This is a genomic window from Pseudochrobactrum albidum (assembly GCF_051851455.1).
Lineage (GTDB): Bacteria > Pseudomonadota > Alphaproteobacteria > Rhizobiales > Rhizobiaceae > Pseudochrobactrum.
Genome location: NZ_JBPVTR010000022.1, coordinates 131,445 through 154,046, shown reverse-complemented (window position 1 = coordinate 154,046; position 22,602 = coordinate 131,445). Strand labels below are relative to the sequence as shown.

Here is a 22,602-nt window from a genome sequence, read left to right as displayed (position 1 = left end):
GCCTCAAGACCCCGCAACCGCTTTATTGATGCGCCAGAACAGCCAGCAGCAAAAGCGCCACAATATTGGTGATCTTGATTGCCGGATTAACCGCAGGCCCTGCCGTATCCTTATAAGGATCCCCCACCGTATCACCGGTGACAGAAGCCTTATGCGCCTCAGAGCCTTTCACATGTTTCACGCCTGCGGCATCGGTAAAGCCATCTTCAAAGCTTTTCTTGGCATTATCCCAGGCGCCGCCGCCTGAAGTCATGGAGATTGCTACAAAAAGCCCGTTCACTATCACTCCCAGCAAAGAAGCGCCAAGCGCGGCAAAGGCTGAGGCTCTGGAACCGGAAATCAGCAAGACACCAAAATAAACCACCAGCGGCGCCAGCACCGGCAACAAGGACGGCACAATCATTTCCCGAATCGCCGCTTTGGTCAGAATATCCACTGCGCGGGCATAATCAGGGCGCTCCTTGCCACTCATAATGCCCGGCTTTTCACGGAACTGGCGGCGCACCTCTTCCACCACAGATCCGGCAGCACGCCCCACAGCCGTCATGGCAATACCGCCAAAAAGATAGGGAATAAGCCCGCCAAAAATCAGCCCCGCCACCACATAAGGATTGGAGAGATCAAAAGACACATCCCCCATATTGCTGAAATAAGGATAGGATTCGCTATTGGCGGCAAAATAACTCAGATCATTGGAATAAGCAGCAAAAAGCACCAGAGCGCCAAGCCCTGCCGAGCCGATAGCATAGCCTTTTGTTACCGCCTTGGTGGTGTTACCAACGGCATCCAGCGCATCGGTTGCCTTGCGCACCTGCGCATCAAGGCCGGACATTTCCGCAATGCCGCCGGCATTATCGGTAACAGGGCCAAAGGCATCAAGTGCCACGATCATGCCGGCAATGCCAAGCATGGCGGTTACGGCAATGGCAGTGCCGAAAAGGCCGGCCAGCTGATAGGTGGTGATAATACCAAAAACAATCACTATGGCCGGCAGAGCAGTGGATTCCAGCGAGACAGCCAGCCCCTGAATAACATTGGTGCCGTGGCCGCTCACAGATGCCTGAGCGATAGAATTGACCGGCCTTTTATTGGTGCCGGTATAATATTCAGTAATAACCACAATCAGACCGGTCACAATCAGCCCGATCACCCCGCACAGAAACAGGCTGGTGCCGCTCACAGGAACACCGCCTGCCATGCCGATATCACCCCAGCCGGTGGTAAATGTGGTGGCGAGCGCCAAACCGGCGACCGACAATAAGCCGGTGGCAACAAGCCCTTTATAAAGAGCGCCCATAATTGAATTATCCGTGCCTAAACGCACAAAAAATGTGCCCGCAACGGATGTGAGAATACAAAAACCGCAAATAGCCAAAGGATAAAGAATGATTGTGGGCAGGATTGCATTATTGGTAAAGAAAATTGCGGCAAGCACCATGGTGGCAACAACAGTGACTGCATAGGTCTCAAACAAATCTGCAGCCATGCCGGCACAATCGCCAACATTATCTCCCACATTATCGGCAATCGTTGCCGGATTGCGCGGATCATCCTCAGGAATACCGGCCTCAACCTTGCCGACAAGATCGCCCCCGACATCTGCCCCCTTGGTGAAAATACCCCCGCCAAGACGGGCAAAAATCGAGATCAGTGAAGCGCCAAAACCGAGCGCCACCAGCGCATCAATCACCACGCGCTCTCCCGCGCCATAGCCCATGCCCGCTGTGAGCAATGTATAATATCCCGCCACGCCAAGCAGTGCGAGACCAGCCACCAGAAGACCGGTAACCGCGCCGGCGCGAAAAGCAATCTCCAGCCCGCCTGCAAGGCTCAGACTTGCCGCCTGTGCCGTGCGCACATTGGCACGCACTGAAACATGCATACCAATAAAACCGGCCGCACCGGATAAAACAGCGCCGATCAGAAAACCAAAAGCCGCATAAACGCCAAGCAGCCACCATGTAACGGCAAAGACTGCCGCGCCAACAAAGAATATCGTGATATATTGCCTTGCCAGATAAGCCTGCGCACCTTCACGAATGGCTCCGGCGATTTCCTGCATCCGCGCATTTCCCGCATCTGCCGCCATAACCGAGCGGATTGCCCAGCCGGCATAGATCAATGCCAGCACCCCGCAGATAAGAATAAAAATAAGAACTGCCATGCGACTTCCCCTTGTTGTTCCGGTTTTAACCGGATTGCCGGAACCTATCGCGCAGGATGATGTTGCTGGCTGTGTTCCGGATTTCTGCATCTGCTCTATGGCGCCAAAGCCCGTGAGGACAATGACCATGCTAAAAACGGAAAACGGCACAAAGCACGCCACAGCAATCAGAGGAAACAGCTGTGCATTTTTTAAAATATTTTCACTCTGCCCAGACAGAAACAGAAGACAATAAAAATATAATTTAATTCAGAAGTCCGGTATCAATTCAGCATCTGTCTGATCAGCATGCTTCAGGCTCTCTTCCGGTATTCTTTGAGAAGGATGCGAAAGCCCGGGACAAAGGTCAAGCATCTGTTTTAAAATCAGGAAAATAACCCATATCCTCCTATAAAAAACGGTGCAAAATGCACCGTTTTTAAAGCAGGCCGGTTTTTAACAAAAACGCCGGCGCACAGTCATAATCAGCGTGGTTTTCGCCCGGCTCCGCGGCTTTCCCCGCGAATTTCAAAAGCCAACCGGTCCAGAATTGCATTGACCAGCTTGGGCTCATCCTCAGAATAAAAGGCTTTGGCAATATCAACATATTCAGAAACAATGACAGCCACAGGCACATCTTTTTTGCTGCGCAATTCCCAGATGCCTGCCCTCAAGATCGCCCGCAGGGTCGAATCAATACGCGAAAGCGGCCAATCCTCGGTAAGGGATTGATGAATCATCGGATCAAGCACGCGCTGGTCTGCAACCACGCCGGCAATAATAGCGCGGAACCATTGCGGGTCAGCATCCAGATACTGATCGCCGTCTATATCCTTGCCAAGACGGAAATTCTCATATTCCGCAGCAATATCCAGCACACCCGTGCCGGTCACTTCCATCTGATACAGTGCCTGAACGGCAGCGAGGCGGGCTACGCCTCGCTTATTGGCGGTGCGCGGCGCATTTTGCGGCGTCGCATGGGAGGCGGTCATATCAGACTCCAAGCTTTCTTTGTAATTCAATCATCGTCAGGGCGGCGCGCGCGGCAAACCCGCCCTTGTCCTTTTCACTGCGCCTTGCGCGCGTCCAGGCCTGTGTCTCATTCTCAACGGTGAGAATGCCGTTGCCAATCGCAATGCTCTCGGCCACAGCAAGATCCGTCAGCGCACGGCAGGATTCATTGGCGACAATATCAAAATGATATGTCTCACCACGAATAACCGTGCCCAAAGCCACATAGCCATCATATTCAGTGCCGCCGCCGGCCTCGGCATCCAGCGCAAAAGAAATTGCAGCCGGCACTTCCAAAGCGCCCGGAACTGTCACAATATCATAGGTAGCGCCGGCTTCATCCAGTGCCGCCCTGGCACCATCAAGAAGTGCATCCGAAAGCGCATCGTAAAAACGGGCTTCAACAATCAGAATATGCGGCGGATAAGCCAGATTTCCTGTCATCTCAATCTCCATAATCAGCGGCAACAAGCCGGATGTACCCACGATTATTGATCAAAACACTGTATATATTTCCGTATATTTTTCCTGCAAGCCACGCCTGTAACAGGAAAAAAGACACGGAATATATTCTATAGAAACTTGCGGCACTTACAATGTAAGCACCGGCACATTTTTGATTATTTCAGCCGATTTTCATAATTATAAAATCCACCCCTGCATTGCCGGCAGGCAATGCAGAAAAGGCAGAAATGCTGCTCTACAGCATCCGCGCAAAAAAGTAAGCCCTCTTTGCAGAATTTTGGTATTTTTATCGCCCGATAGCGGGAAAATGCAGCTGCGGGAAGTTTTCAGGGCAAAAAATTCAGCCTTTGAACTGAGCCAGACGGGCAGCATAACGGGCAAGCTGATCAATCTCGATATTGATCTTGTCGCCGGCCTTGCGCATGCCCCATGTGGTTACCTCCAGCGAATGGCGGATCAGCAGGACATCAAATTCATTGCCATTCACACCATTAACAGTCAGCGATGTGCCATCAAGTGCGACAGAGCCTTTCTGTGCAATAAATGGCGCCAATGCCTCCGGCGCGCAGATGGTAAAGCGCACCGCCTCGCCCTCCGGCTCAACGCGCACAATCTCGGCCATGGCATCAACATGGCCGGAAACCAGATGGCCGCCCATTTCATCACCAAGCTTTAAAGAGCGCTCAAGATTGATTTTTTGCCCGGCTTTCCATGCACCGATTGTTGTCAGCCGCAAAGCCTCTTCCCAGGCCTCCACCTCAAACCAGCGTGCATTGCTCTCCGTATCCGGAAGACGGGTTACTGTCAGGCATACGCCGGAACAGGCAATAGAGGCGCCGATTTCAATCGTCTTCGGATCATAATTAGTCTCAATCCGCAAACTGATACCTTCATCCAGCTCTTTCACTTCTGAAACTTCGCCAATATCCGTTACAATGCCCGTAAACATTCCGCCTAACTCCGCTCAACCGCAACAGGCTGTCAGCTTTTAACAAGAGCTGAAACAGCCGGATCATTTTTCACGCATCATCCGCCCGCAAAACCGCATCATGCTTTTCGCGATCTATTTCAGCGGCGTTTATATTCACTCAAAACATCGGAAGCAAAATGCATCTCGCCGGTCTTGACAAAATCTGCCGCAATAAAGGCCTGTAACCCCTCAACCGCCAAAGCCTGCCCGTCACCATTAGGCAGGATCGGGTTTGGCCCGTCAAAGATCATCAGCCGGTCAACCAGCCCCTGCGCCAGAAACGCGCCTGCAACCACCGCGCCGCCCTCCACCATCACAGTGGCAATGCCTTGTGCAGCAAGATCATCCAGCAATTCGGGCAGAGCGATTTTATCATTCTCGCATTCCGTTGCCAGAATACGGCAGCCGGCCTCAATCAATTGCCGGCGTTTGGCCGGATCGGCATCATTATTGGCAGCAATCCACAGGGGAAACTGCCGTGCCGAGCGCACGAGTTTGGAGGTCAGCGGAATGCGCAGATCGCTGTCCAGAATAATGCGTATCGGTGAACGATCCTGCAAGCCCGGCAAACGGCAATTCAACACCGGATCATCGGCAATCACTGTTCCCGCGCCAATAAGAATTGCATCCGTCTGTGCACGGCGCATATGCACCTGCGCAATGCTGACCGCACCGGTTATGGCAATCTGCCCGCGGCCGACACAGCCCACGTAACCATCCACAGACAAAGCAAGCTTAAGCATCACCTCCGGCCGCTTGCGGAATGAACGTGACAAATAGCCCGCCAGTTCATCATCGCCCTGCTCGCGGCAAACACCGGTTACAACCTCAATACCGGCATCACGCAAAATCTGATAGCCACGTCCTGCCACCCGCGGATCCGGATCACTCGATGCTGCCACAACGCGCCTGATCCCCGCATTCACCAGCGCCATTGCGCAAGGCGGCGTGTGGCCATGATGGGCGCATGGCTCAAGTGTTACATAGGCCGTGGCGCCTTTTGCCAGTTCGCCGGCCTCTGCGAGGGCTTGCGTTTCCGCATGAGGGCGCCCGCCTTCTGCCGTTACACCGCGCCCGACAATTACCGGACCAAAGCCATTATCCGCCACAATCAGCGTCGCAACAGAAGGATTGGTGCCGGTAATGCCAAGATGACGGCGCGAAAAGCGAATAGCCGCCGCCATATACCGCTTATCCAGTTCCGAAACATGTCCGTCACCGGAAGGGGCGCTTCCGGCTATTGCGTTGTGGGATTCATTCATAATGCATATTCCAATACGAACTGCTCGCAAAACCTGTGCAGAGCCTGAGCAGCAATCAATGTTTTTTCACCCATATTTCACTCATGCAGGTCTCACTCGTGCAGGCTGGCGCCACGGCTATTCCCTGAACGGTTTTTCATCCTCAGTTTCTGCCGGTGGCGTTTCTGTACCGCTATCCGGTGCGCCCAACTCATCAATAACATTGTGAAAATCGCGCGCCTTGCTGAAATTGCGATAAACAGAAGCAAACCGGATATAGGCAATATCATCCACGCCTTTCAGCGCCTCCATTGCCAGACGGCCAATTTCTTCAGAAGGAATTTCAACCTCGCCGGAACTCTCCAATTGGCGCACAATGCCCGATACCGCCCGCTCCACACGCTCGCCATCCACCTCGCGCTTGCGCAAGGCAACCTGCACCGAATGCATCAGCTTATCACGATCAAAAGGCACGCGGCGGCCACTCTTTTTTACCACCATCAATTCACGCAGCTGCACACGCTCAAAAGTGGTAAAGCGCCCGCCACACACACTGCAGACCCGCCGCCTGCGAATAACGGAGCCATCCTCCGCCGGACGGGAATCCTTAACCTGCGTATCTTCAGACTGACAAAACGGACAGCGCATGGCTAAATTCTCACTTGCTAGCACATTACTCTGGCGCATAATGGCACAGATAATGCGCCCCGCGCCGTGCTTTACGGCAGTAAAATCAGAAAACTCATCAGACAAGGATTATCTAAAGCAGATAAACCGCTTTGTCATTATATATGTCCGGCTATCCCCGCCCAAAAAGTTTATAAACCGGCTTTTAGCAAAAATGCCGCGCAACATCATCTGCAGCGCGGCATTCTTATTTTTTTAAGCAGCCCAAAGCTTATCCGAGATAGGAATACATCGGGAATGCTTCGGTCAGCTCAATCACTTTTTTCTGTACCGCTGCTTCAACCGCAGCATTACCTTCATCGGAATTGGCTGCCTTCAGGCCATCAAGCACTTCGGTGATCATATCGCCAATCTGCTCAAATTCCTTGACGCCGAAACCGCGGGTTGTACCGGCCGGTGTGCCAAGGCGGATACCGGAAGTGATAAACGGCTTTTCAGGATCAAACGGAATACCGTTTTTATTGGTGGTGATATTGGCGCGGCCAAGAGCTGCCTCAGCGCGTTTGCCGGTTGCGTTTTTCGGACGCAGGTCAACCAGCATCAGGTGGTTGTCGGTACCGCCGGAAACAATATCCAGGCCGTTTTTCTGCAAGTTAGCCGAAAGCGCCTTGGCATTGGCCACAATATTTTGCGCATAGAGCTTGAATTCAGGCTTCAATGCCTCTGCAAGCGCCACGGCCTTGCCGGCAATGACATGCATCAACGGCCCGCCCTGCAAGCCCGGGAATACAGCCGAATTAAACTTTTTGGCCAGATCACCATCATTGGTGAGAATCATACCGCCGCGCGGGCCGCGCAGCGATTTATGGGTGGTTGTGGTGCAAACATGGGCATGCGGCACCGGTGAAGGATGCACACCGGCAGCAACCAGACCGGCAATATGCGCCATATCCACCATCAAATAAGCGCCGATTTCATCAGCAATCTCACGGAAGCGTTTCCAATCCCAGATACGGGAATAGGCCGTGCCGCCTGCAAGAATCAGTTTTGGCTTATGCTCACGCGCCAGACGGGCAACCTCATCCATATCCAGCAAATGATCATCCTTACGCACACCGTAAGAAACCACATTAAACCATTTGCCCGACATATTAACCGGCGAACCATGGGTCAGGTGACCACCGGAATTGAGATCAAGCCCCATAAATGTATCACCCGGCTGCAGCAGAGCAAGGAAAACGGCCTGGTTCATCTGGCTGCCGGAATTTGGCTGCACATTGGCAAATTCAGCGCCAAACAGTTTCTTTGCACGCTCAATTGCCAGTTCTTCGACAATATCAACATACTGGCAACCGCCATAATAGCGTTTACCCGGATAACCCTCCGCATATTTATTGGTGAGGATCGACCCTTGAGCTTCCAATACCGCACGGGAAACAATGTTTTCCGATGCAATCAGCTCAATTTCGTGACGCTGACGGCCAAGCTCCTTGCGGATTGCGCCAAAAATTTCAGCATCCGCTTCTTCAAGACTTTTATTAAAGAATGCTTCAAGAGAAGCACTGTTTGCCTGCGACATATCCTATTCCCTTCCGGTTTCCGGTCAAAAGTCTGTCAGCACCATTTTGCACCGCCCCATTTGCAGCGCAGATGGAATTTCTCACCACAAAGACATAAACAGCAAAACAAAAGCCTAAGCCTGCTGTTTATCTCTGTCCGGCCTGTTATATGCATCCTGCCTGCCCGCCGGCACAACCACTGCGGCGAAACAGGATGCACCCCCTGCCCGCATAGCAAAATGCGACACAGAAATCACGTATAATTCAGCCTGTAAATATCTTGTTTTGTGACTGCCTGTTTGGGGCAGTATCACATTTGGCAAGGCATCTCCATTGCCAGCAGGCGATATAAGATGACGTAAAACAGCCAAATTATATTTTATCCGGCTCTTTGCAGCATTTGCAGCAATCTCATGGCCAATATATTCCCATCTGCCGGCCTGTATATAAAAAGCCGCCCGAAGGCGGCTTTTTTTTTAAAAAACTGACTGATAAGAGGCTTTAAATTGCTGTACCGATGGCCAGTTCAGCTGCACCATCCATCTTGTAAATATCATCACGGAATTGCGGAATACCATCGCTGGTTGACCATGCGGAGATATAAACAAAATATAGCGGCACCGGATCAACCAGCTGAACCGGATGGTTCTGCCCGCTTTTAATGGTCTGCTCAATCGTATCACGATCCCAGCCCGGCGTGTTTTTCAACAGCCACACATCAAGATCACGAATATTCTGCACCCGGATACAACCGGATGAATCAAAACGCATCAAATTATTGAAAGTGCCCTTTTGCGGCGTATCATGCATATAAACCGCATGGCTGTTGTGGAAATTGATCTTGGTTGATGCCATGGCATTGATCTTGCCCGGATCCTGACGGAACATCAGCTTCACAGCATCTTCTGTATTCCAGTCCACGCTTTCCGGTGGCACTTCCTGCCCCTGCCCGTTATAAAGGCGGATCTTATTCTTGGTAAGATATTGCGGATCCTTGCGCATTAAAGGAATAATATCCTTGCGGATAATTGATTTTGGCGCAGTCCAATAGGGATTCAAAATTACTTCATGGATTTTAGATGTCAAAATCGGGGTCTGACGATCAATTTTGCCAACAACAGCCGTATGGCGCTGCACCACGCGGCCATTCTCAACCGCCTCAATCTGGGCAGCCGGAATATTCACCATAACAAAGCGTGTCTGATCGACATTGGCGAGAGAAGAGAGGCGCTGCAGATTGGTTTGCAACTGGCCAAGACGCACATCGGCGCTGACATTGAGCGCCTTATAGGTCATTGCGCCCATCACACCATCAGCGGGCAAGCCATGGCGTGCCTGAAAGCGTTTTACTGCAACATCAACATAGGTATCAAAAGCGGGAGAAGAGCCAATCCCCTGTGGCAGATCGCCGGAGATCATCAGCCGCTGGCGCAAAACCGGCACAACCTGACTTTTCATACCAATGCGCAACGGCTCATTGCCCGGCACAACCGGCCAGCCGCCATTGGCAACAATCATATTATATTGGTTAATTGCGCTGGTGATATAATTGAGTGTCGGCGGGCTCATAATCGGCTGATTGGTGGCAACCGCCTTTACCCCGCCGCTGCCGCGCGCATCAAAAGTATCGCTCCAGTTGCCACGGCGGCCGGAGGATAGCACTTCATTAAGGCCGACTGCTTGCGCAAAAGCACCTGAAGAAATTGCCGGAACCGACAAAGCACTAAGCCCGAGGCCGGCGACTCCACGCAAAAACGACCGGCGATCCGGCGTTTTATGCTGTTTGCTGTCTTTCACACTTCGCTTCATTCTCCCATCCTCAATCCATCGCAACAGTGCTGCGCAGCCAGCAGGCAGAATTGTCCAGCCCGGGCCGGACTGAGCAATATCCTGATACAGGCAATATTTGCTGAAATAACCGCTATAAACAGTTTTGTGGCTTAAACATGTCTGCCGCCATCACAGCGCGCCGATTATAGTTATCCAATGATTAAAAATGACTGACAGCAACGCGCCTGACCAGCAATTGTTGCCAATTTACAACAGTTACCATACCCGCTATTCGCTGCGCCGCTCCGGCACTCATGCCAGATGATGCTGCCGGTCATGGTAATCTTGCAAACGTGCCAGCGAAACATGCATTGCCGCAAGCCGCGCCGCATCCGGAGCATTTCTGCCCGTATATTCCATAAAAACATGATGATACAAATCATGCAGCCTATCAGCCACAGCCTGCCCCTTGGCAGTAAGCTGCACATGATGGCCGGCATTATCTGCCCCCCTGTTCCCCGTCATCATAAGATCTGCCGGCGCAGCCGCGCTGCCATCGGCAGCGCAGGAAATATAGCCCTGCACGCAAAGACCTGCGAGAATAATCTCAGCTTGTCCGGTTACCGGCTCGGCAGTGCGGCAAAGCTGCGCCATATCACGCAGGCCATTGTTAACACAAAACAGCAACAAGGCCTGAGCGGCACTTAACGGATAATCGCGCCTGTCAGTAAAAGCACTGCTGAAAAACCCCAGCAAGCGCCGATAATGCCGGTTTAACTGCCTCTCAACTTCAAGACATAATATTTGCAGGCCGGAATTATGATCCGCATTTTGTGCGGCATCACATCCTGTACGGGCATATTTATGCCCTGCTGTGCATTGTTTTGTCTGAAACGGCTTGTGCAATTGCATCCGGCTGGTCTCCGCCTTGTTAAACGCACAATCCAATTGCTGAAATAAAGGCTGTGCAGCGGCGAGTTTAGAAAAGAGCCGTGAAGTTCCGCTTAAATCATAGGGTTAACAAAGATTTATCACGCTATTAATCGCCGGAACGTAAAAAGACTGAACGGTAATTTTTAACGCGCCGGTGCAGCCAATTGCCTTTTACCTTGCAAATACAAGCCAATACGAAAGACTGTATAAATGATTAAGAGTACAATATTGAAGCCTGCCAGCGCCGGAGAATATTCAAAAAAACGCGCAAAAACCGTATAGATCAGCGCCTGTGCAATTGCAGTGAATACCCACAAAACAGCCCCCCATGATGCGCGTATCCACAAACCTGTTGACACAACAGGCAAAGCAACAGCCAGGCTCACACATGCGGCCTGCCATTGCCAGGGCATAAGATCAAAACGCCATAACAGCCCGGGGTAAAGCCCGATCAGCCGCAACCAGTAATAAACGCCACCGGCAAGGCAAAGCAGTGCCACAATTCGAATAAACAGCACAAACCAGTCATTCAGGGCGGTTTCCCCTGTGCGCAGTTTCAACTGATCATCCGTCATGCGGCTCTCTTTTCCTTTTGCATCAGCTGCGGCTCATCAATAAGCAGCAATTATTTCTCGCCAATAAAATCCGGCAGATGAACATCAGCCAAAGTGGCAGGCTGCCATTGCGGATTGCCGGTTTTATCAATCAAAACCGCACCGACACCGGCATAAAAATCATGCCCCTGCAACAGAATCTCCGCCAGAGCGTACTCTATTTGCAACTGCCTATCCAAGCGCGCGCTGTAGCCAAGCCCGCTCTTTGCACGCATAAATGCCTCTGCATCGCAAAAAAGCTTGAAAATCGCCTTAAGGCTGGTGGGGGAGCGGCGCTTCAGCAATTGCGCAATTTCTGCCGCTTTTTCATCACCTGCCTCACCGGCCTTATCAAAGGCTTGCAGCACATCTTCAACCCTGTCGGCAGCGCAGCAGCGGGCAATCATTTTGCGGCTTTCCTCCGAAGTTTCCCAATCGGGCCGGGCAAGCGGCAGGCTTGCCAGCACATCATCAGGCGCCTCACCTTCAATCAACCTTTTGCGCAATATTTCCAGTGCCGGCGCTTCCAGCGCATGGGTGGCAATGCCGCTGCGCAAACAATCGCCCCAGCGGATAGCATTACCCGTCAAACCAAGATAAAAGCCGAATTTTTCCGGCAAGGCCGGTAAAAAAGCACTGCCGCCAACATCGGTAAAAAAGCCGATACCGCTCTCCGGCATAGCAAATAATGTGTTCTGGGTAACAATGCGATGCGAGCCATGCACGGAAATGCCGGCGCCGCCGCCCATGGTAATGCCATCAAGCAGCGCCACATAAGGTTTTTGACAGGCTGATATCAACCGGTTGAGCCGGTATTCATCCTGAAAAAACGCATATGCCGGCGCGCCGCTGCGCCCTGCATGATAGGCTGCCACCACATCTCCGCCGGCACAAAAAGCGCGGCCTTCCCCCTCAACAATCACAGTTTTTACCTGAGGATGATCAGCAAAATGCAGCAAGGCGCGCTCCATTGCCAGCACCATTTTATGTGTCAGGGCATTGAGCGCCTTCGGGCGGGTCAGGCGGATCAGCCCTGCAGCCCCCTCAATAGCAAAAGAAATTTCATCATCACCGCCAAAATTGAGCACTGCGCTATTGTTTTTTGCGTCCTGATGCATCCTGTTCACCGGTCTTCCTCATCCATATTGAAAATGCCCATCAACGGCTTACTCTAAAAGAGTAATTTGAGCGCGGCAATGTTTCACACCCTAAAAACTGTTTTTCTCGCCCCCGATCATCATTTGGGTGGTAAGGCTCGCTCATCAAATTCTGCGCTGCCTTAAGAGCAGCCATATGCCGAAAACGGAATAGATATGATGCGTAATATTGACGAAATCACCCAAAGCCGCCGCCTGCGCCGTACCCGCCGCACAGACTGGTCGCGCCGCATGGTGCAGGAAAACAGTTTGAGCGTGAATGATCTGATCTGGCCGTTCTTTGTATGTGAGGGCAGCAATATAGCCTCACCTGTTGCCGCTATGCCCGGCGTAGACCGCTATTCTGTGGATATGGCAGTGCGTCAGGCAGAAAAGGCCGCAAAGCTTGGCATTCCTGCTGTTGCGCCTTTTCCAAATGAACCGGCACATATCAAAACACCGGACGGCTCCTATATAGCCAATCCGGATAATCTGATCAATTCCGTCACCCGCGCGATCAAAAGGGAAGTGCCGGAAATCGGCATTATCACCGATGCCGCGCTCGATCCTTTTACAACAGATGGCCATGACGGCATTTTGCGCGATGGCATTATTCTCAATGATGAATCCGTTGAGGTTGTGGTGCGCGGGGCATTGGCGCAGGCCGAGGCCGGCGCCGATATCATTGCGCCATCGGATATGATGGACGGCCGCATTGGCGCAATCCGCGATGCGCTGGATGCCAATGGCTTCCAGCATTTGCCGATCATGTCTTATGCCACCAAATTTGCTTCTGCCTTTTATGGCCCTTATCGCGAGGCAATCGGCACGGCAGGCGTGCTGAAGGGGGACAAAAAAACCTATTATCTTGACCCCGCCAATACGGATGAAGCCGTGCGGGAAGCTGAACAGGATGTGCTGGAAGGCGCAGATATGCTGATGGTTAAACCCGGTATGCCTTATCTCGACATTATCCAGCGGCTGAAAAATCAATTTGCACTGCCTACCTTTGCCTATCAGGTCTCCGGTGAATATGCGATGATCAAGGCTGCAGGGCAAAATGGCTGGATTGATGAGGAAAAAATTATTCTGGAAAGCCTGCTGGCCTTCAAGCGAGCCGGTTGTGACGGTATTCTCACCTATTTTGCACTGGATGTTGCCGAAAAACTGAAAAACGCCTAAACGTCTCTCTTCATCTTAATCAGGGCGCATTTGCCGGAACATGCGTGTTCATTGTGAACACTGTCAGCACCGGTAAATGCGCCTTTTATTTAAGGCACGCCTTATACAACCTTGAATTTAGCAAGCGGACTTCCTATTTCACAGCTTCAGGTGACAAGGAGTAACCATAGGCTGATGACCGACCGGACAATCAAATATGATATTGTTCTGCCACGCTATGAAGACCGCCGCCTTTATGAAGGTGTGCGTACCAGACGTATCTTTGCCTTTTTGATCGATTATTTTATTGTGCTGCTTTTGTGCATACCGGTTGCGATTATCATCGCTTTACTGGGTATCATCACATTTGGGCTGGGCTGGATGCTCTATAGTATTTTGCTGCCGCTGGTGGCGCTGCCTTATGTTTATTGCACCGTTGGCGGCCGGCGCAAAGCCACATTGGGTATGCGGATGATGGATATCCGCATTGAGCGGCTGGATGGCAAGCCGGTTGATGGTATTTATGCTGTGGTGCACACTATATTGTTCTGGGCTGCCAATGTGCTGCTCACGCCGCTGATCCTGCTGGCAACGCTGTTTCTGGAATATAAGCGTGCCGTGCATGATTTGCTGCTTGGTGCGGTTATTGTGCGCACAAATCTGTAATCCGGCCTGCAGACCGGCCTGACAATTATTAATATAAGCGCCGGCGTGGTTTATGCGCCGGCTGCAATTATAATTCAGCATTTGCCACAAGCGCATTTTCTATTATCATTAAGCATTGCGCAGCATTTTCAGTTGCATAATGGATGGCAGGGCTTTCCGTTTTCTGTCCGGCTACATTTAAATGAACAGGTTTTCAAGGAGCAGCATACATTATCACTCCCGCTGTTTTTGAGGGCAAATCATGACACAGCATCAGCCGCAGCCACAGCAATTTTATCTTACCGCACCAAGTGAGTGCCCTTATCTCGACAATCATGTTGAGCGCAAGGTTTTTACCCATTTACTCGGCAGCCGCGCTCCGGAGCTGAATGATCTTCTCACACAGGCCGGTTTCCGGCGCTCACAAAATATTGCCTATCGCCCCGCCTGTGAACATTGCTCAGCCTGTGTCTCGGTGCGCATTCTTGCCGGTGAGTTTAAAATGAGCCGCTCAATGCGCCGCGTCTGGCAACGCAATCAGGATCTGGTCGGCTTTGCCAGCAAGGCAGAGCCAAGTTCAGAGCAATATGCGCTGTTTCATGATTATCTCAACCACCGGCACCGGAATGGCGGCATGTCTGATATGTCGGTGCTGGATTATGCGATGATGGTAGAGGACAGCCATGTCAACACGCAGATTATTGAATACCGGATGCGCGGCGCCAATACGATGATTACCGGCAAGGGCGAAGGCCCGCTGATTGCCGCCGCCCTCACTGATGTGATGAGCGATGGTGTGTCGATGGTCTATTCCTTCTTCCGGCCGGAGCTTACCAACCGCTCGCTCGGCACCTATATTATTCTCGATCACATTATGCGCTGCAATGCGCTGGGGTTGCCCCATGTCTATCTTGGCTATTGGGTTAATGGCTCAGAAAAAATGAGCTATAAAACCCGCTATCAGCCGCAGGAACATTTGACAGCCAATGGCTGGCAACGTGTAAATCTTACCGAAAAAGCGTAAACCAGCTTCCGCTACAACTATATAAAAACTATATTACAATAATAATTTCAATATTTTATACGAAAAATCTCTTAAAGAGATTCATATTAAACCGCGCTTTATCTCACAAATCTGCCGCAAAACCGGCAACCCGCGGAAGGCTGATATTTTTGATTTCAGGCGATGGCTTTCCACCGCCTGAATATATTATTGGGCAGAGAATTTACCGCTACGCGGGAAGCCTTTCGGCACCATGCGGCCGGCAGAAGCGCGCGCGCCCGTCCATTCCAGCAATTCTTCCTTGCTGCGGGTGAATGTGCGATCGGCGGAATCCTGCCAGGTCAGCCCCTGCCCGATTGCAAAAGTGCGGATATCAGACACACCGCCGTCTTTATATTTCTGCAACCGCACACCCTTGCCGCGGGAAAGCTCCGGCAAATCTGCCAGCGGGAAGACAAGCATTTTACGGTTTTCGCCAACAACAGCCACCGTATCGCCGGCTACTGGCTGGCAAATCTTCATTTCATCCGGCAATTTCACATTCATGATCTGCTTACCCTTGCGGGTATTGGCAACCACCTCACTCTCATTGACTATGAAACCATAGCCCTCATGAGAGGCCAGAAGCAGCTTTGCCGTTGCATCATGCACAAAGGCTGTCAGAATATCCTGATCGTTATCCATATCAACCATGATGCGGATCGGCTCGCCATGGCCGCGGCCGCCCGGCAGCGTATTGGCGCCGATGGTGAAGAATTTTCCGCCCGTGGTTGCCACAATGATCTTGTCTGTGGTCTCGGCATGGAATGCCAGATGCAGCTTATCCCCCTCCTTGAAAGACAGGCCGGAGAAATCTGCCAGATGCCCCTTCATAGCGCGCAGCCAGCCTTTTTCAGACACGACAATCGTCACCGGCTCACGCTCGATCATGGCCTGTTGAATATCTTCCAGATCATGATTGGGCGCCTCAGCAAATTGTGTGCGGCGCTTGCCCAAAGCTGTTTCAGGCCCGTAAGCCTCCCGGACTTTTTTAATTTCGCCGCTGATTGCCTTCCATTGCTTTATCTCGGAGCCAAGCAATTCTTCAAGCTGTGCCTTTTCAGCCGTAAGCCCGTCAAACTCCTTGCGAATCTCAAACTCTTCCAGCTTGCGCAGCGAGCGCAGGCGCATATTCAGGATGGATTCTGCCTGCATATCGCTAAGGCTGAATGTGCGCATCAATTCCTGTTTCGGCTCATCCTCTTCACGGATGATGCGGATAACCTCATCAAGATTGAGATAGGCGATAAGATAACCACTCAGGATTTCCAGGCGCTTTTCAATTTCATCCAGCCGGAATTGCGAGCGGCGCAGCAACACCTCCTTGCGGTGCTCCAGCCATTCTTTCAACACCTCGCCCAGCGATAACACATTGGGCACCTTGCCGTGTGAAAGCACATTCATATTAAGTGAGATACGGCTTTCAAGTTCAGTAAGCTTGAAAAGCGATTCCATCAGCAATTCAGGATCAACAGAGCGGTTTTTCGGCTCCAGAACAATGCGGATATCTTCGGCTGATTCATCGCGGATATCATCAAGCAGCGGCAATTTCTTAGCCAGCAGCAATTCTGCAATCTTCTCGATCAGGCGGGATTTCTGCACCTGATACGGTATTTCAGTGATCACCACCACCCATGTGCCGCGCCCCTGCTCTTCCTTTTGCCATTTTGCCCGCACGCGGAAAGCACCGCGTCCGGTGCGGTAGGCTTCAAGAATATTCTCCTGCGGTTCAACCAGCACACCGCCGGTGGGCAGATCAGGCCCGGGAACCAGTTGCACCAGCTCCTCCACACTTGCCTGCGGATTGCGGATCAGCAACAGCGCTGCATCGCACAGCTCTGCCACATTATGCGGCGGAATATTGGTGGCCATACCAACCGCAATGCCCGATGCCCCGTTAGCCAGAAGATTGGGAAAAGCCCCCGGCAAAACCACCGGCTCCTCATCCTCCTCATTATAGGTGGGGCGAAAATCAATGGCATTTTCAGTAATGCCTTCCAGCAGCAATGAAGCCACATCGGTCATGCGTGCTTCCGTATAACGCATGGCAGCGGCATTATCGCCGTCAATATTTCCGAAATTGCCCTGCCCATCAACAAGCGGATAACGCACGGCAAAATCCTGCGCCAGACGCACCAATGCATCATAAATCGCCTGATCGCCATGCGGATGGAACTTACCCATCACATCGCCGACAATACGCGCACATTTTGCATAGGCACTGCCCGGATTAAGCCGTAGCAGGCGCATGGCATGCATAATGCGGCGGTGCACAGGCTTCAAACCATCGCGCACATCCGGCAGCGCACGATGCATAATCGTGGACAAGGCATAAGCCAGATAGCGCTCTTCAAGCGCCGATTTAAGATCAACTTTTTCGACGTGTTCATCGCCGCCAGAAGGCGGAATCAGATTTTTTCCCATATGCCATGGTTAGCAAGCGGCTGATTCTGCGGCAAGTCAAGATGCGTTTGCGGCAGATCAATCCGCCGGGTTTTCCGCATTATTTTCGTTATTTCGTCAAAAATACAACGAAATTTCCATCCATTACCCGCCGCTGATCAATCATGACTTGCCGATAAAGAAACAGGCTGTTACGAAAAGATAAAACTGCCCGATAGGATACGGGCAATAAAAGTATTTCGCTTATCAATACAGGCAAAACACCCAAGGAGCCTCTGATGCCGGTTATGAAACCGCTTTTTACTGTTGCACGCACGTTATCTGTTGCCACAGCCCTTACTGTCATTTTTGCTGGTTCCGCCTATGCGCTGGATGGCAATGACGTGGCCAAACGTCTGCAGGCTCGCCTTGCGGAGCAGGATATTGTGGTAGGCTTTGGTACCGTTGATACAGATGGTACAACGGTCACCCTGCATGATGCCAAAATTTCCATTCCAAGTTCGGAAATCGGCGAGCTGGTTGCCGGCGACATTGTGCTGCACAATGTTACGGAAGATGGCAAAGGCGGCTATAACGCAGAAACCGCAACATTGCAGGATTATTCAAAAACGGACGACAAAACCAAAATTGACGTCAAGGGCATCGAGATCGGCAAAATCTATCTCGCGGCAGATAATGAAGAAGATATCATTGCCAAGATGATGCTCTATCGTGACATCAAAATTGACAGCCTGACCATTGCTGAGGATGGCCAGCAACTGGTGAATATCAAGGATATTGCCGCCAATTCATCGGAATATAGCAAGGGCGCACCGCTGACCTATAAATTCGGCGTAAAATCCGTTGATCTCGATATTGAGAAAATGGATGAACTGCGCAAAAAATCAGCGACGGAAGAAGACAGCTCTGAATCCAATCCGATGCTGGATCTTGGCTATAAACAACTGAAAATGACCATCAACTCTGAAGGCAGCCTCGATATTGCCAAAGGCGATATCCTGATGGATAAGTTTGAATTTGACATTGCGGATCTTGGCAAGTTTGACACCACGCTTAAACTTGGCGGCTATGATTTAAAATTCATCAAATCCATGATGGAAGCCAATAAAAAGCTGCGTGAAGATAAAGAAAACAAAGATACAACCGAAATGGCCATATTGGGCTTGCTCCAGCAGCTTTCTCTCGGCGGTATTTCCTTCAGCTATAATGATGCTTCCCTCACCCCTAAATTGCTGGATTATTATGCCAAGCAACAAAGCATCAGCAAGGAAGATATGATTAACCAGATCAAGGCTGTTGCACCTTTGATGGTGGGCTATCTCGGAAATGCGGAATTTGCCATGCAGGCAACAAACGCAATCAACGCCTATCTGGATGATCCAAAATCGCTGGAAATTGCAGCCGAGCCCAAAGCGCCTGTTTCCTTTGCCCTGATTGCAGCAACGGCGACGGCTGATCCTAAAAAACTGCTTGACCTTCTGGCGGTCAAGGTAACTGCCAACCAGTAAGCATTTACTATATGCAGATTTTAAAAACCCGGCTTTTAAGGCCGGGTTTTTTATTGCTGATATGAAATGCCTGAATAAAAATGCCGCATATTTTGCAATATGCGGCATTTAGCAACTTACTAAGCGTTAAAAAAGATCAGTCTTTTTTGAGCGGATTTACGCGAATATGCAGATCGCGCAATTGCGCCGGTGTTACTTCAGCCGGAGCGCCCATCAGCAGGTCAACCGCCTGCTGGTTCATCGGGAACAGCGAAATATCCCGCAGATTCTTTGCCCCAACAAGCAGCATCACAACGCGGTCAATACCGGCAGCCATGCCGCCATGGGGCGGCGCACCATACTGGAATGCGCGGTACAAACCACCAAAACGCTCTTCCACATCCTCACGGCTCAGGCCAACTTTTTCAAAAGCCTTGACCATCACTTCCGGCAGCTGGTTACGGATTGAACCGGAGGCAATTTCAAAACCGTTACAAACCAGATCATATTGATAGGCCTTGATGCTCAGCGGATCCTGATTTTCCAGTGCTTCCAGCCCGCCCTGCGGCATAGAGAACGGGTTATGGGCAAATTCGAGCTTTTTGTTATCTTCATCCCACTCATAGAACGGGAAGTCGATAATCCATGCCAGCTCAAACCGGTCACGATCAATGAGGTTCAACTCCTCACCGGCGCGATTGCGGGCATCGCCGGCAAATTTATAGAATTTTGATGGCAGACCGGCAACGAAGAAACAGGCATCGCCATCTTCCAGACCAAGTTGCCGGCGGATTGCTTCCGTACGCTCCTCGCCGATATTCTTGGCAATCGGGCCTGCGCCTTCCAGCTTATCCCCCTCTTTACGCCAGAAAATATAGCCAAGCCCCGGCTGCCCCTCACCCTGTGCCCATGAATTCATCCGGTCACAAAATGCGCGTGATCCGCCGGTTTTAGCGGGAATAGCCCACACTTCCACCTTGGGGTCATTGGCAATCATATTGGCAAAAACCTTGAAACCGGAATCCGCAAAATGACCGGTCACCGCCTGCATTTCAATAGGATTGCGCAGATCTGGCTTATCTGAACCATAGGTGCGAATGGCATCATCATAGGCAATGCGGCGGAATTTCTGTGTTACCGGCTTGCCTTCAGCAAATTCTTCAAAAATGCCGCGCATAACCGGTTCCATAGTCTCCCAGACCTCTTCCTGAGTGACAAAGCTCATTTCAAGATCAAGCTGATAGAATTCACCAGGCAGGCGGTCTGCCCGCGGATCTTCATCGCGGAAGCAAGGTGCAATCTGGAAATAACGGTCGAAACCAGCCACCATCAGCAACTGCTTATATTGCTGCGGCGCTTGCGGCAATGCATAGAACTGGCCTTCATGCAAGCGGCTTGGCACCAGAAAGTCACGCGCACCCTCCGGCGAAGAAGCCGTCAGGATAGGCGTTGTAAATTCATTGAAACCGATCTCGCTCATACGACGGCGCATGGCAGCGATAATTCTGGTGCGCTTCATAATATTCTTGTGCAGAGTATCACGGCGCAGGTCGAGGAAACGATATTTAAGGCGGATATCTTCGGGATAGTCCGGCTCACCAAACACCGGCAGCGGCAATTCCTTGGCAGCGGCCAGCACCTCGATTTCCTTAGCAACCACTTCGATCTCACCGGTTGGCAAAGCGGGATTTACGGCATCATCGCTGCGGGCTGTCACCTCACCATCAACACGGATAACCCATTCACCGCGCACGGTTTCAGCAATTTTAAATGCCGGACTTTCCGGATCCGCAACAATCTGGGTCAGGCCGTAATGGTCACGAATATCAATAAAGAGAATTCCGCCATGATCGCGGACACGATGAACCCAGCCGGAGAGACGAACTGTCTGGCCGACATCCGACTTGCGGAGGGCTGCGCAGGTATGGCTGCGGTAACGATGCATGATTTCTGCCTTCAGAAGAGTGTAAATTAACGTAATTCCACAGAGAAAATCTGATTTTTATGTTGTCGGACAAGCGCATTTTGGCTGCCAAAAGTCAAGGGTCAGAGCTATTTTCACCAAAATTGATTCCGCGTAAAACACCTATAACCCGTCATAACGCCCAGAAACAGCCAACAAAACGCAGATCATAACTGCAAAGTTACAATATATGCGCAATTTAGGCTTTTACCCCCCGCGACAAAGCTTTTCCTATTGGTTATATAAAAAAAATGAACCTGATTACCACAACACAAGGCCTTGAAGAGGCCGTAGCACAGCTGTCAAAGTCCGATTTTGTGACTGTTGATACTGAATTCATCCGCGAAACCACCTTCTGGCCGGAGCTCTGCCTGATACAAATGGCCAGTGCAGGCACGACAGCCCTGGTGGATGCATTGGCGCCGGGAATCGATCTTGCGCCTTTTTTTACCCTAATGGCTGATACCGGTATTACCAAGGTGTTTCATGCCGCGCGGCAGGATATTGAAATTATCTTTCATCTTGGCAATCTCATACCGGAGCCGGTTTTTGATACCCAGATTGCCGCAATGGTTTGCGGTTTTGGCGATGCAATTTCCTACGACCAGCTTGTTGCCCGCATCACCGGCGTGCATTTGGATAAATCTTCCCGCTTTACCGATTGGCGCCGCCGCCCATTAAGTGAAAAACAGCTGGACTATGCCTTGGCCGATGTTACCCATCTGCGTGATGTCTATCTTTATTTGCAAAGTCGTCTGCAACAGGAAGGCCGTACAGATTGGGTGGGTGAGGAAATTCGCATTCTCACCGCCCGAGAGACCTATGACACGCATCCTGATGATGCATGGAAACGGCTGAAAATCCGCTTGCGCAAACCTGTTGAGCTGGCAGTGCTGCAAAAAGTTGCCGCTTGGCGGGAACGCGCCGCGCGTGAGCGCAATGTGCCGCGCGGCCGCGTGCTCAAGGATGATACGATTCAGGAAATTGCCCAGCAACAGCCGCGCGATGCCGAGGCTTTATCGCGGCTGCGCACCATCCCCAAAGGCTGGGAGCGTTCCTCTCATGCGCAAGGTTTGGTGGAGGCAATCAATGAGGCCCTCAATATTCCTAAAGAAAATTTGCCGCGCTTGCCCAAACATCATAATGCGCCGGAAGGCACAGGTGCTGCTGCCGATGTGCTGAAACTGCTGCTCAAGATTATTGCTGAAGATCATGGTGTGGCGGCCAAAGTTATTGCCTCCTCCGATGATATTGAGCAGATTGCGCTTAAAGGCGATGCTGCCAATGTACCGGCACTGCAGGGGTGGCGGCGCGAGCTGTTTGGTGAAAAGGCCCTGCAAATGATTGATGGCAAAATCGGCATCAAATTTGAAAACCGTAAAATCAAGACTGTGCAACTGGATTAAATATAATCAGGCCGGATCATCTGATCCGGCCTTTTACTTATCCTGAA

General features: G+C 51.3%; 18 protein-coding genes. 5 read left to right on the top strand and 13 right to left on the bottom strand.

What is annotated here, in order from left to right; translation table 11 throughout:
• Positions 1-22 precede the first annotated feature (22 nt).
• The 11 genes from ACSTTO_RS08010 to ACSTTO_RS07960 all read right to left on the bottom strand — a co-directional run bounded on the left by ACSTTO_RS08010 (position 23) and on the right by ACSTTO_RS07960 (position 12,430).
• The gene (locus tag ACSTTO_RS08010; protein ID WP_439272850.1) at positions 23-2,254 is read right to left on the bottom strand and encodes a sodium-translocating pyrophosphatase; all 2,232 of its coding nucleotides are present in this window, start codon (positions 2,252-2,254) and stop codon (positions 23-25) included.
• Positions 2,255-2,628: 374 nt separating this feature from the next.
• Positions 2,629-3,135, bottom strand: a complete 507-nt coding sequence (gene nusB / locus ACSTTO_RS08005; protein ID WP_439272626.1) for a transcription antitermination factor NusB — start codon at positions 3,133-3,135, stop codon at positions 2,629-2,631.
• A gap of 1 nt (position 3,136) precedes the next feature.
• Entirely contained in the window at positions 3,137-3,598 is a 462-nt protein-coding gene (locus ACSTTO_RS08000) for a 6,7-dimethyl-8-ribityllumazine synthase (RefSeq protein ID WP_439272625.1), read from the bottom strand.
• Positions 3,599-3,959: 361 nt separating this feature from the next.
• Positions 3,960-4,568: a riboflavin synthase gene (locus tag ACSTTO_RS07995; protein ID WP_439272624.1), complete on the bottom strand. Its 609-nt coding sequence runs from the start codon at positions 4,566-4,568 to the stop codon at positions 3,960-3,962.
• Positions 4,569-4,687: 119 nt separating this feature from the next.
• The gene (gene ribD, locus ACSTTO_RS07990; protein WP_439272623.1) at positions 4,688-5,851 is read right to left on the bottom strand and encodes a bifunctional diaminohydroxyphosphoribosylaminopyrimidine deaminase/5-amino-6-(5-phosphoribosylamino)uracil reductase RibD; all 1,164 of its coding nucleotides are present in this window, start codon (positions 5,849-5,851) and stop codon (positions 4,688-4,690) included.
• Between the two features lie 117 nt (positions 5,852-5,968).
• Positions 5,969-6,478, bottom strand: a complete 510-nt coding sequence (gene nrdR, locus ACSTTO_RS07985; protein WP_439272849.1) for a transcriptional regulator NrdR — start codon at positions 6,476-6,478, stop codon at positions 5,969-5,971.
• 250 nt (positions 6,479-6,728) lie between these two features.
• On the bottom strand, positions 6,729-8,036 hold the full coding sequence (glyA, locus tag ACSTTO_RS07980; RefSeq protein WP_439272622.1) for a serine hydroxymethyltransferase: 1,308 nt from the start codon (positions 8,034-8,036) through the stop codon (positions 6,729-6,731).
• Between the two features lie 481 nt (positions 8,037-8,517).
• Complete coding sequence (locus ACSTTO_RS07975; protein ID WP_439272621.1) at positions 8,518-9,825, bottom strand: L,D-transpeptidase family protein; 1,308 nt, start codon at positions 9,823-9,825, stop codon at positions 8,518-8,520.
• Positions 9,826-10,098: 273 nt separating this feature from the next.
• Entirely contained in the window at positions 10,099-10,698 is a 600-nt protein-coding gene (locus tag ACSTTO_RS07970; protein ID WP_439272620.1) for a hypothetical protein, read from the bottom strand.
• 164 nt (positions 10,699-10,862) lie between these two features.
• Positions 10,863-11,294 (bottom strand): DUF6163 family protein, encoded by a 432-nt coding sequence (locus ACSTTO_RS07965; RefSeq protein WP_439272619.1) that lies wholly within the window; start codon positions 11,292-11,294, stop codon positions 10,863-10,865.
• Between the two features lie 50 nt (positions 11,295-11,344).
• Positions 11,345-12,430 (bottom strand): enoyl-CoA hydratase/isomerase family protein, encoded by a 1,086-nt coding sequence (locus tag ACSTTO_RS07960; protein WP_439272848.1) that lies wholly within the window; start codon positions 12,428-12,430, stop codon positions 11,345-11,347.
• 195 nt (positions 12,431-12,625) lie between these two features.
• Here ACSTTO_RS07960 and hemB point away from each other — a divergent pair, with 195 nt between their 5' ends.
• From hemB to ACSTTO_RS07945, 3 genes are all read left to right on the top strand, one after another.
• Positions 12,626-13,630 (top strand): porphobilinogen synthase, encoded by a 1,005-nt coding sequence (gene hemB / locus ACSTTO_RS07955; RefSeq protein WP_439272618.1) that lies wholly within the window; start codon positions 12,626-12,628, stop codon positions 13,628-13,630.
• 174 nt (positions 13,631-13,804) lie between these two features.
• Positions 13,805-14,275, top strand: a complete 471-nt coding sequence (locus ACSTTO_RS07950) for an RDD family protein (RefSeq protein WP_439272617.1) — start codon at positions 13,805-13,807, stop codon at positions 14,273-14,275.
• A gap of 241 nt (positions 14,276-14,516) precedes the next feature.
• A complete protein-coding gene (locus tag ACSTTO_RS07945) occupies positions 14,517-15,278 on the top strand; it encodes an arginyltransferase (protein WP_439272616.1) in 762 nt (253 codons plus the stop codon).
• A 186-nt stretch (positions 15,279-15,464) separates the two neighbouring features.
• On the opposite strand, the gene parC is transcribed toward ACSTTO_RS07945, so the two are convergent.
• Positions 15,465-17,720: a DNA topoisomerase IV subunit A gene (gene parC / locus ACSTTO_RS07940; protein WP_439272615.1), complete on the bottom strand. Its 2,256-nt coding sequence runs from the start codon at positions 17,718-17,720 to the stop codon at positions 15,465-15,467.
• A gap of 257 nt (positions 17,721-17,977) precedes the next feature.
• Here parC and ACSTTO_RS07935 point away from each other — a divergent pair, with 257 nt between their 5' ends.
• On the top strand, positions 17,978-19,207 hold the full coding sequence (locus ACSTTO_RS07935) for an aq_1923 C-terminal domain (RefSeq protein ID WP_439272614.1): 1,230 nt from the start codon (positions 17,978-17,980) through the stop codon (positions 19,205-19,207).
• 136 nt (positions 19,208-19,343) lie between these two features.
• On the opposite strand, the gene aspS is transcribed toward ACSTTO_RS07935, so the two are convergent.
• Positions 19,344-21,131 carry an aspartate--tRNA ligase gene (gene aspS / locus ACSTTO_RS07930; protein WP_439272613.1) on the bottom strand — a complete coding sequence of 596 codons (1,788 nt, stop codon included), beginning with the start codon at positions 21,129-21,131 and terminating at the stop codon, positions 19,344-19,346.
• A 269-nt stretch (positions 21,132-21,400) separates the two neighbouring features.
• Between aspS and rnd the strand changes: the two genes are divergently transcribed.
• Positions 21,401-22,555: a ribonuclease D gene (rnd, locus tag ACSTTO_RS07925; protein ID WP_439272612.1), complete on the top strand. Its 1,155-nt coding sequence runs from the start codon at positions 21,401-21,403 to the stop codon at positions 22,553-22,555.
• The last annotated feature ends 47 nt before the right edge of the window (positions 22,556-22,602 follow it).

Bases quoted from the DNA above. Each gene is read 5' to 3' on its own strand.
- ACSTTO_RS08010 (WP_439272850.1), bottom strand. From the start codon at position 2,254: ATGCAGAAATCCGGAACACAGCCAGCAACATCATCCTGCGCGATAGGT.
- nusB (WP_439272626.1), bottom strand. From the start codon at position 3,135: ATGACCGCCTCCCATGCGACGCCGCAAAATGCGCCGCGCACCGCCAAT.
- ACSTTO_RS08000 (WP_439272625.1), bottom strand. From the start codon at position 3,598: ATGACAGGAAATCTGGCTTATCCGCCGCATATTCTGATTGTTGAAGCC.
- ACSTTO_RS07995 (WP_439272624.1), bottom strand. From the start codon at position 4,568: ATGTTTACGGGCATTGTAACGGATATTGGCGAAGTTTCAGAAGTGAAA.
- ribD (WP_439272623.1), bottom strand. From the start codon at position 5,851: ATGAATGAATCCCACAACGCAATAGCCGGAAGCGCCCCTTCCGGTGAC.
- nrdR (WP_439272849.1), bottom strand. From the start codon at position 6,478: ATGCGCTGTCCGTTTTGTCAGTCTGAAGATACGCAGGTTAAGGATTCC.
- glyA (WP_439272622.1), bottom strand. From the start codon at position 8,036: ATGTCGCAGGCAAACAGTGCTTCTCTTGAAGCATTCTTTAATAAAAGT.
- ACSTTO_RS07975 (WP_439272621.1), bottom strand. From the start codon at position 9,825: ATGAAGCGAAGTGTGAAAGACAGCAAACAGCATAAAACGCCGGATCGC.
- ACSTTO_RS07970 (WP_439272620.1), bottom strand. From the start codon at position 10,698: ATGCAATTGCACAAGCCGTTTCAGACAAAACAATGCACAGCAGGGCAT.
- ACSTTO_RS07965 (WP_439272619.1), bottom strand. From the start codon at position 11,294: ATGACGGATGATCAGTTGAAACTGCGCACAGGGGAAACCGCCCTGAAT.
- ACSTTO_RS07960 (WP_439272848.1), bottom strand. From the start codon at position 12,430: ATGCATCAGGACGCAAAAAACAATAGCGCAGTGCTCAATTTTGGCGGT.
- hemB (WP_439272618.1), top strand. From the start codon at position 12,626: ATGATGCGTAATATTGACGAAATCACCCAAAGCCGCCGCCTGCGCCGT.
- ACSTTO_RS07950 (WP_439272617.1), top strand. From the start codon at position 13,805: ATGACCGACCGGACAATCAAATATGATATTGTTCTGCCACGCTATGAA.
- ACSTTO_RS07945 (WP_439272616.1), top strand. From the start codon at position 14,517: ATGACACAGCATCAGCCGCAGCCACAGCAATTTTATCTTACCGCACCA.
- parC (WP_439272615.1), bottom strand. From the start codon at position 17,720: ATGGGAAAAAATCTGATTCCGCCTTCTGGCGGCGATGAACACGTCGAA.
- ACSTTO_RS07935 (WP_439272614.1), top strand. From the start codon at position 17,978: ATGCCGGTTATGAAACCGCTTTTTACTGTTGCACGCACGTTATCTGTT.
- aspS (WP_439272613.1), bottom strand. From the start codon at position 21,131: ATGCATCGTTACCGCAGCCATACCTGCGCAGCCCTCCGCAAGTCGGAT.
- rnd (WP_439272612.1), top strand. From the start codon at position 21,401: ATGAACCTGATTACCACAACACAAGGCCTTGAAGAGGCCGTAGCACAG.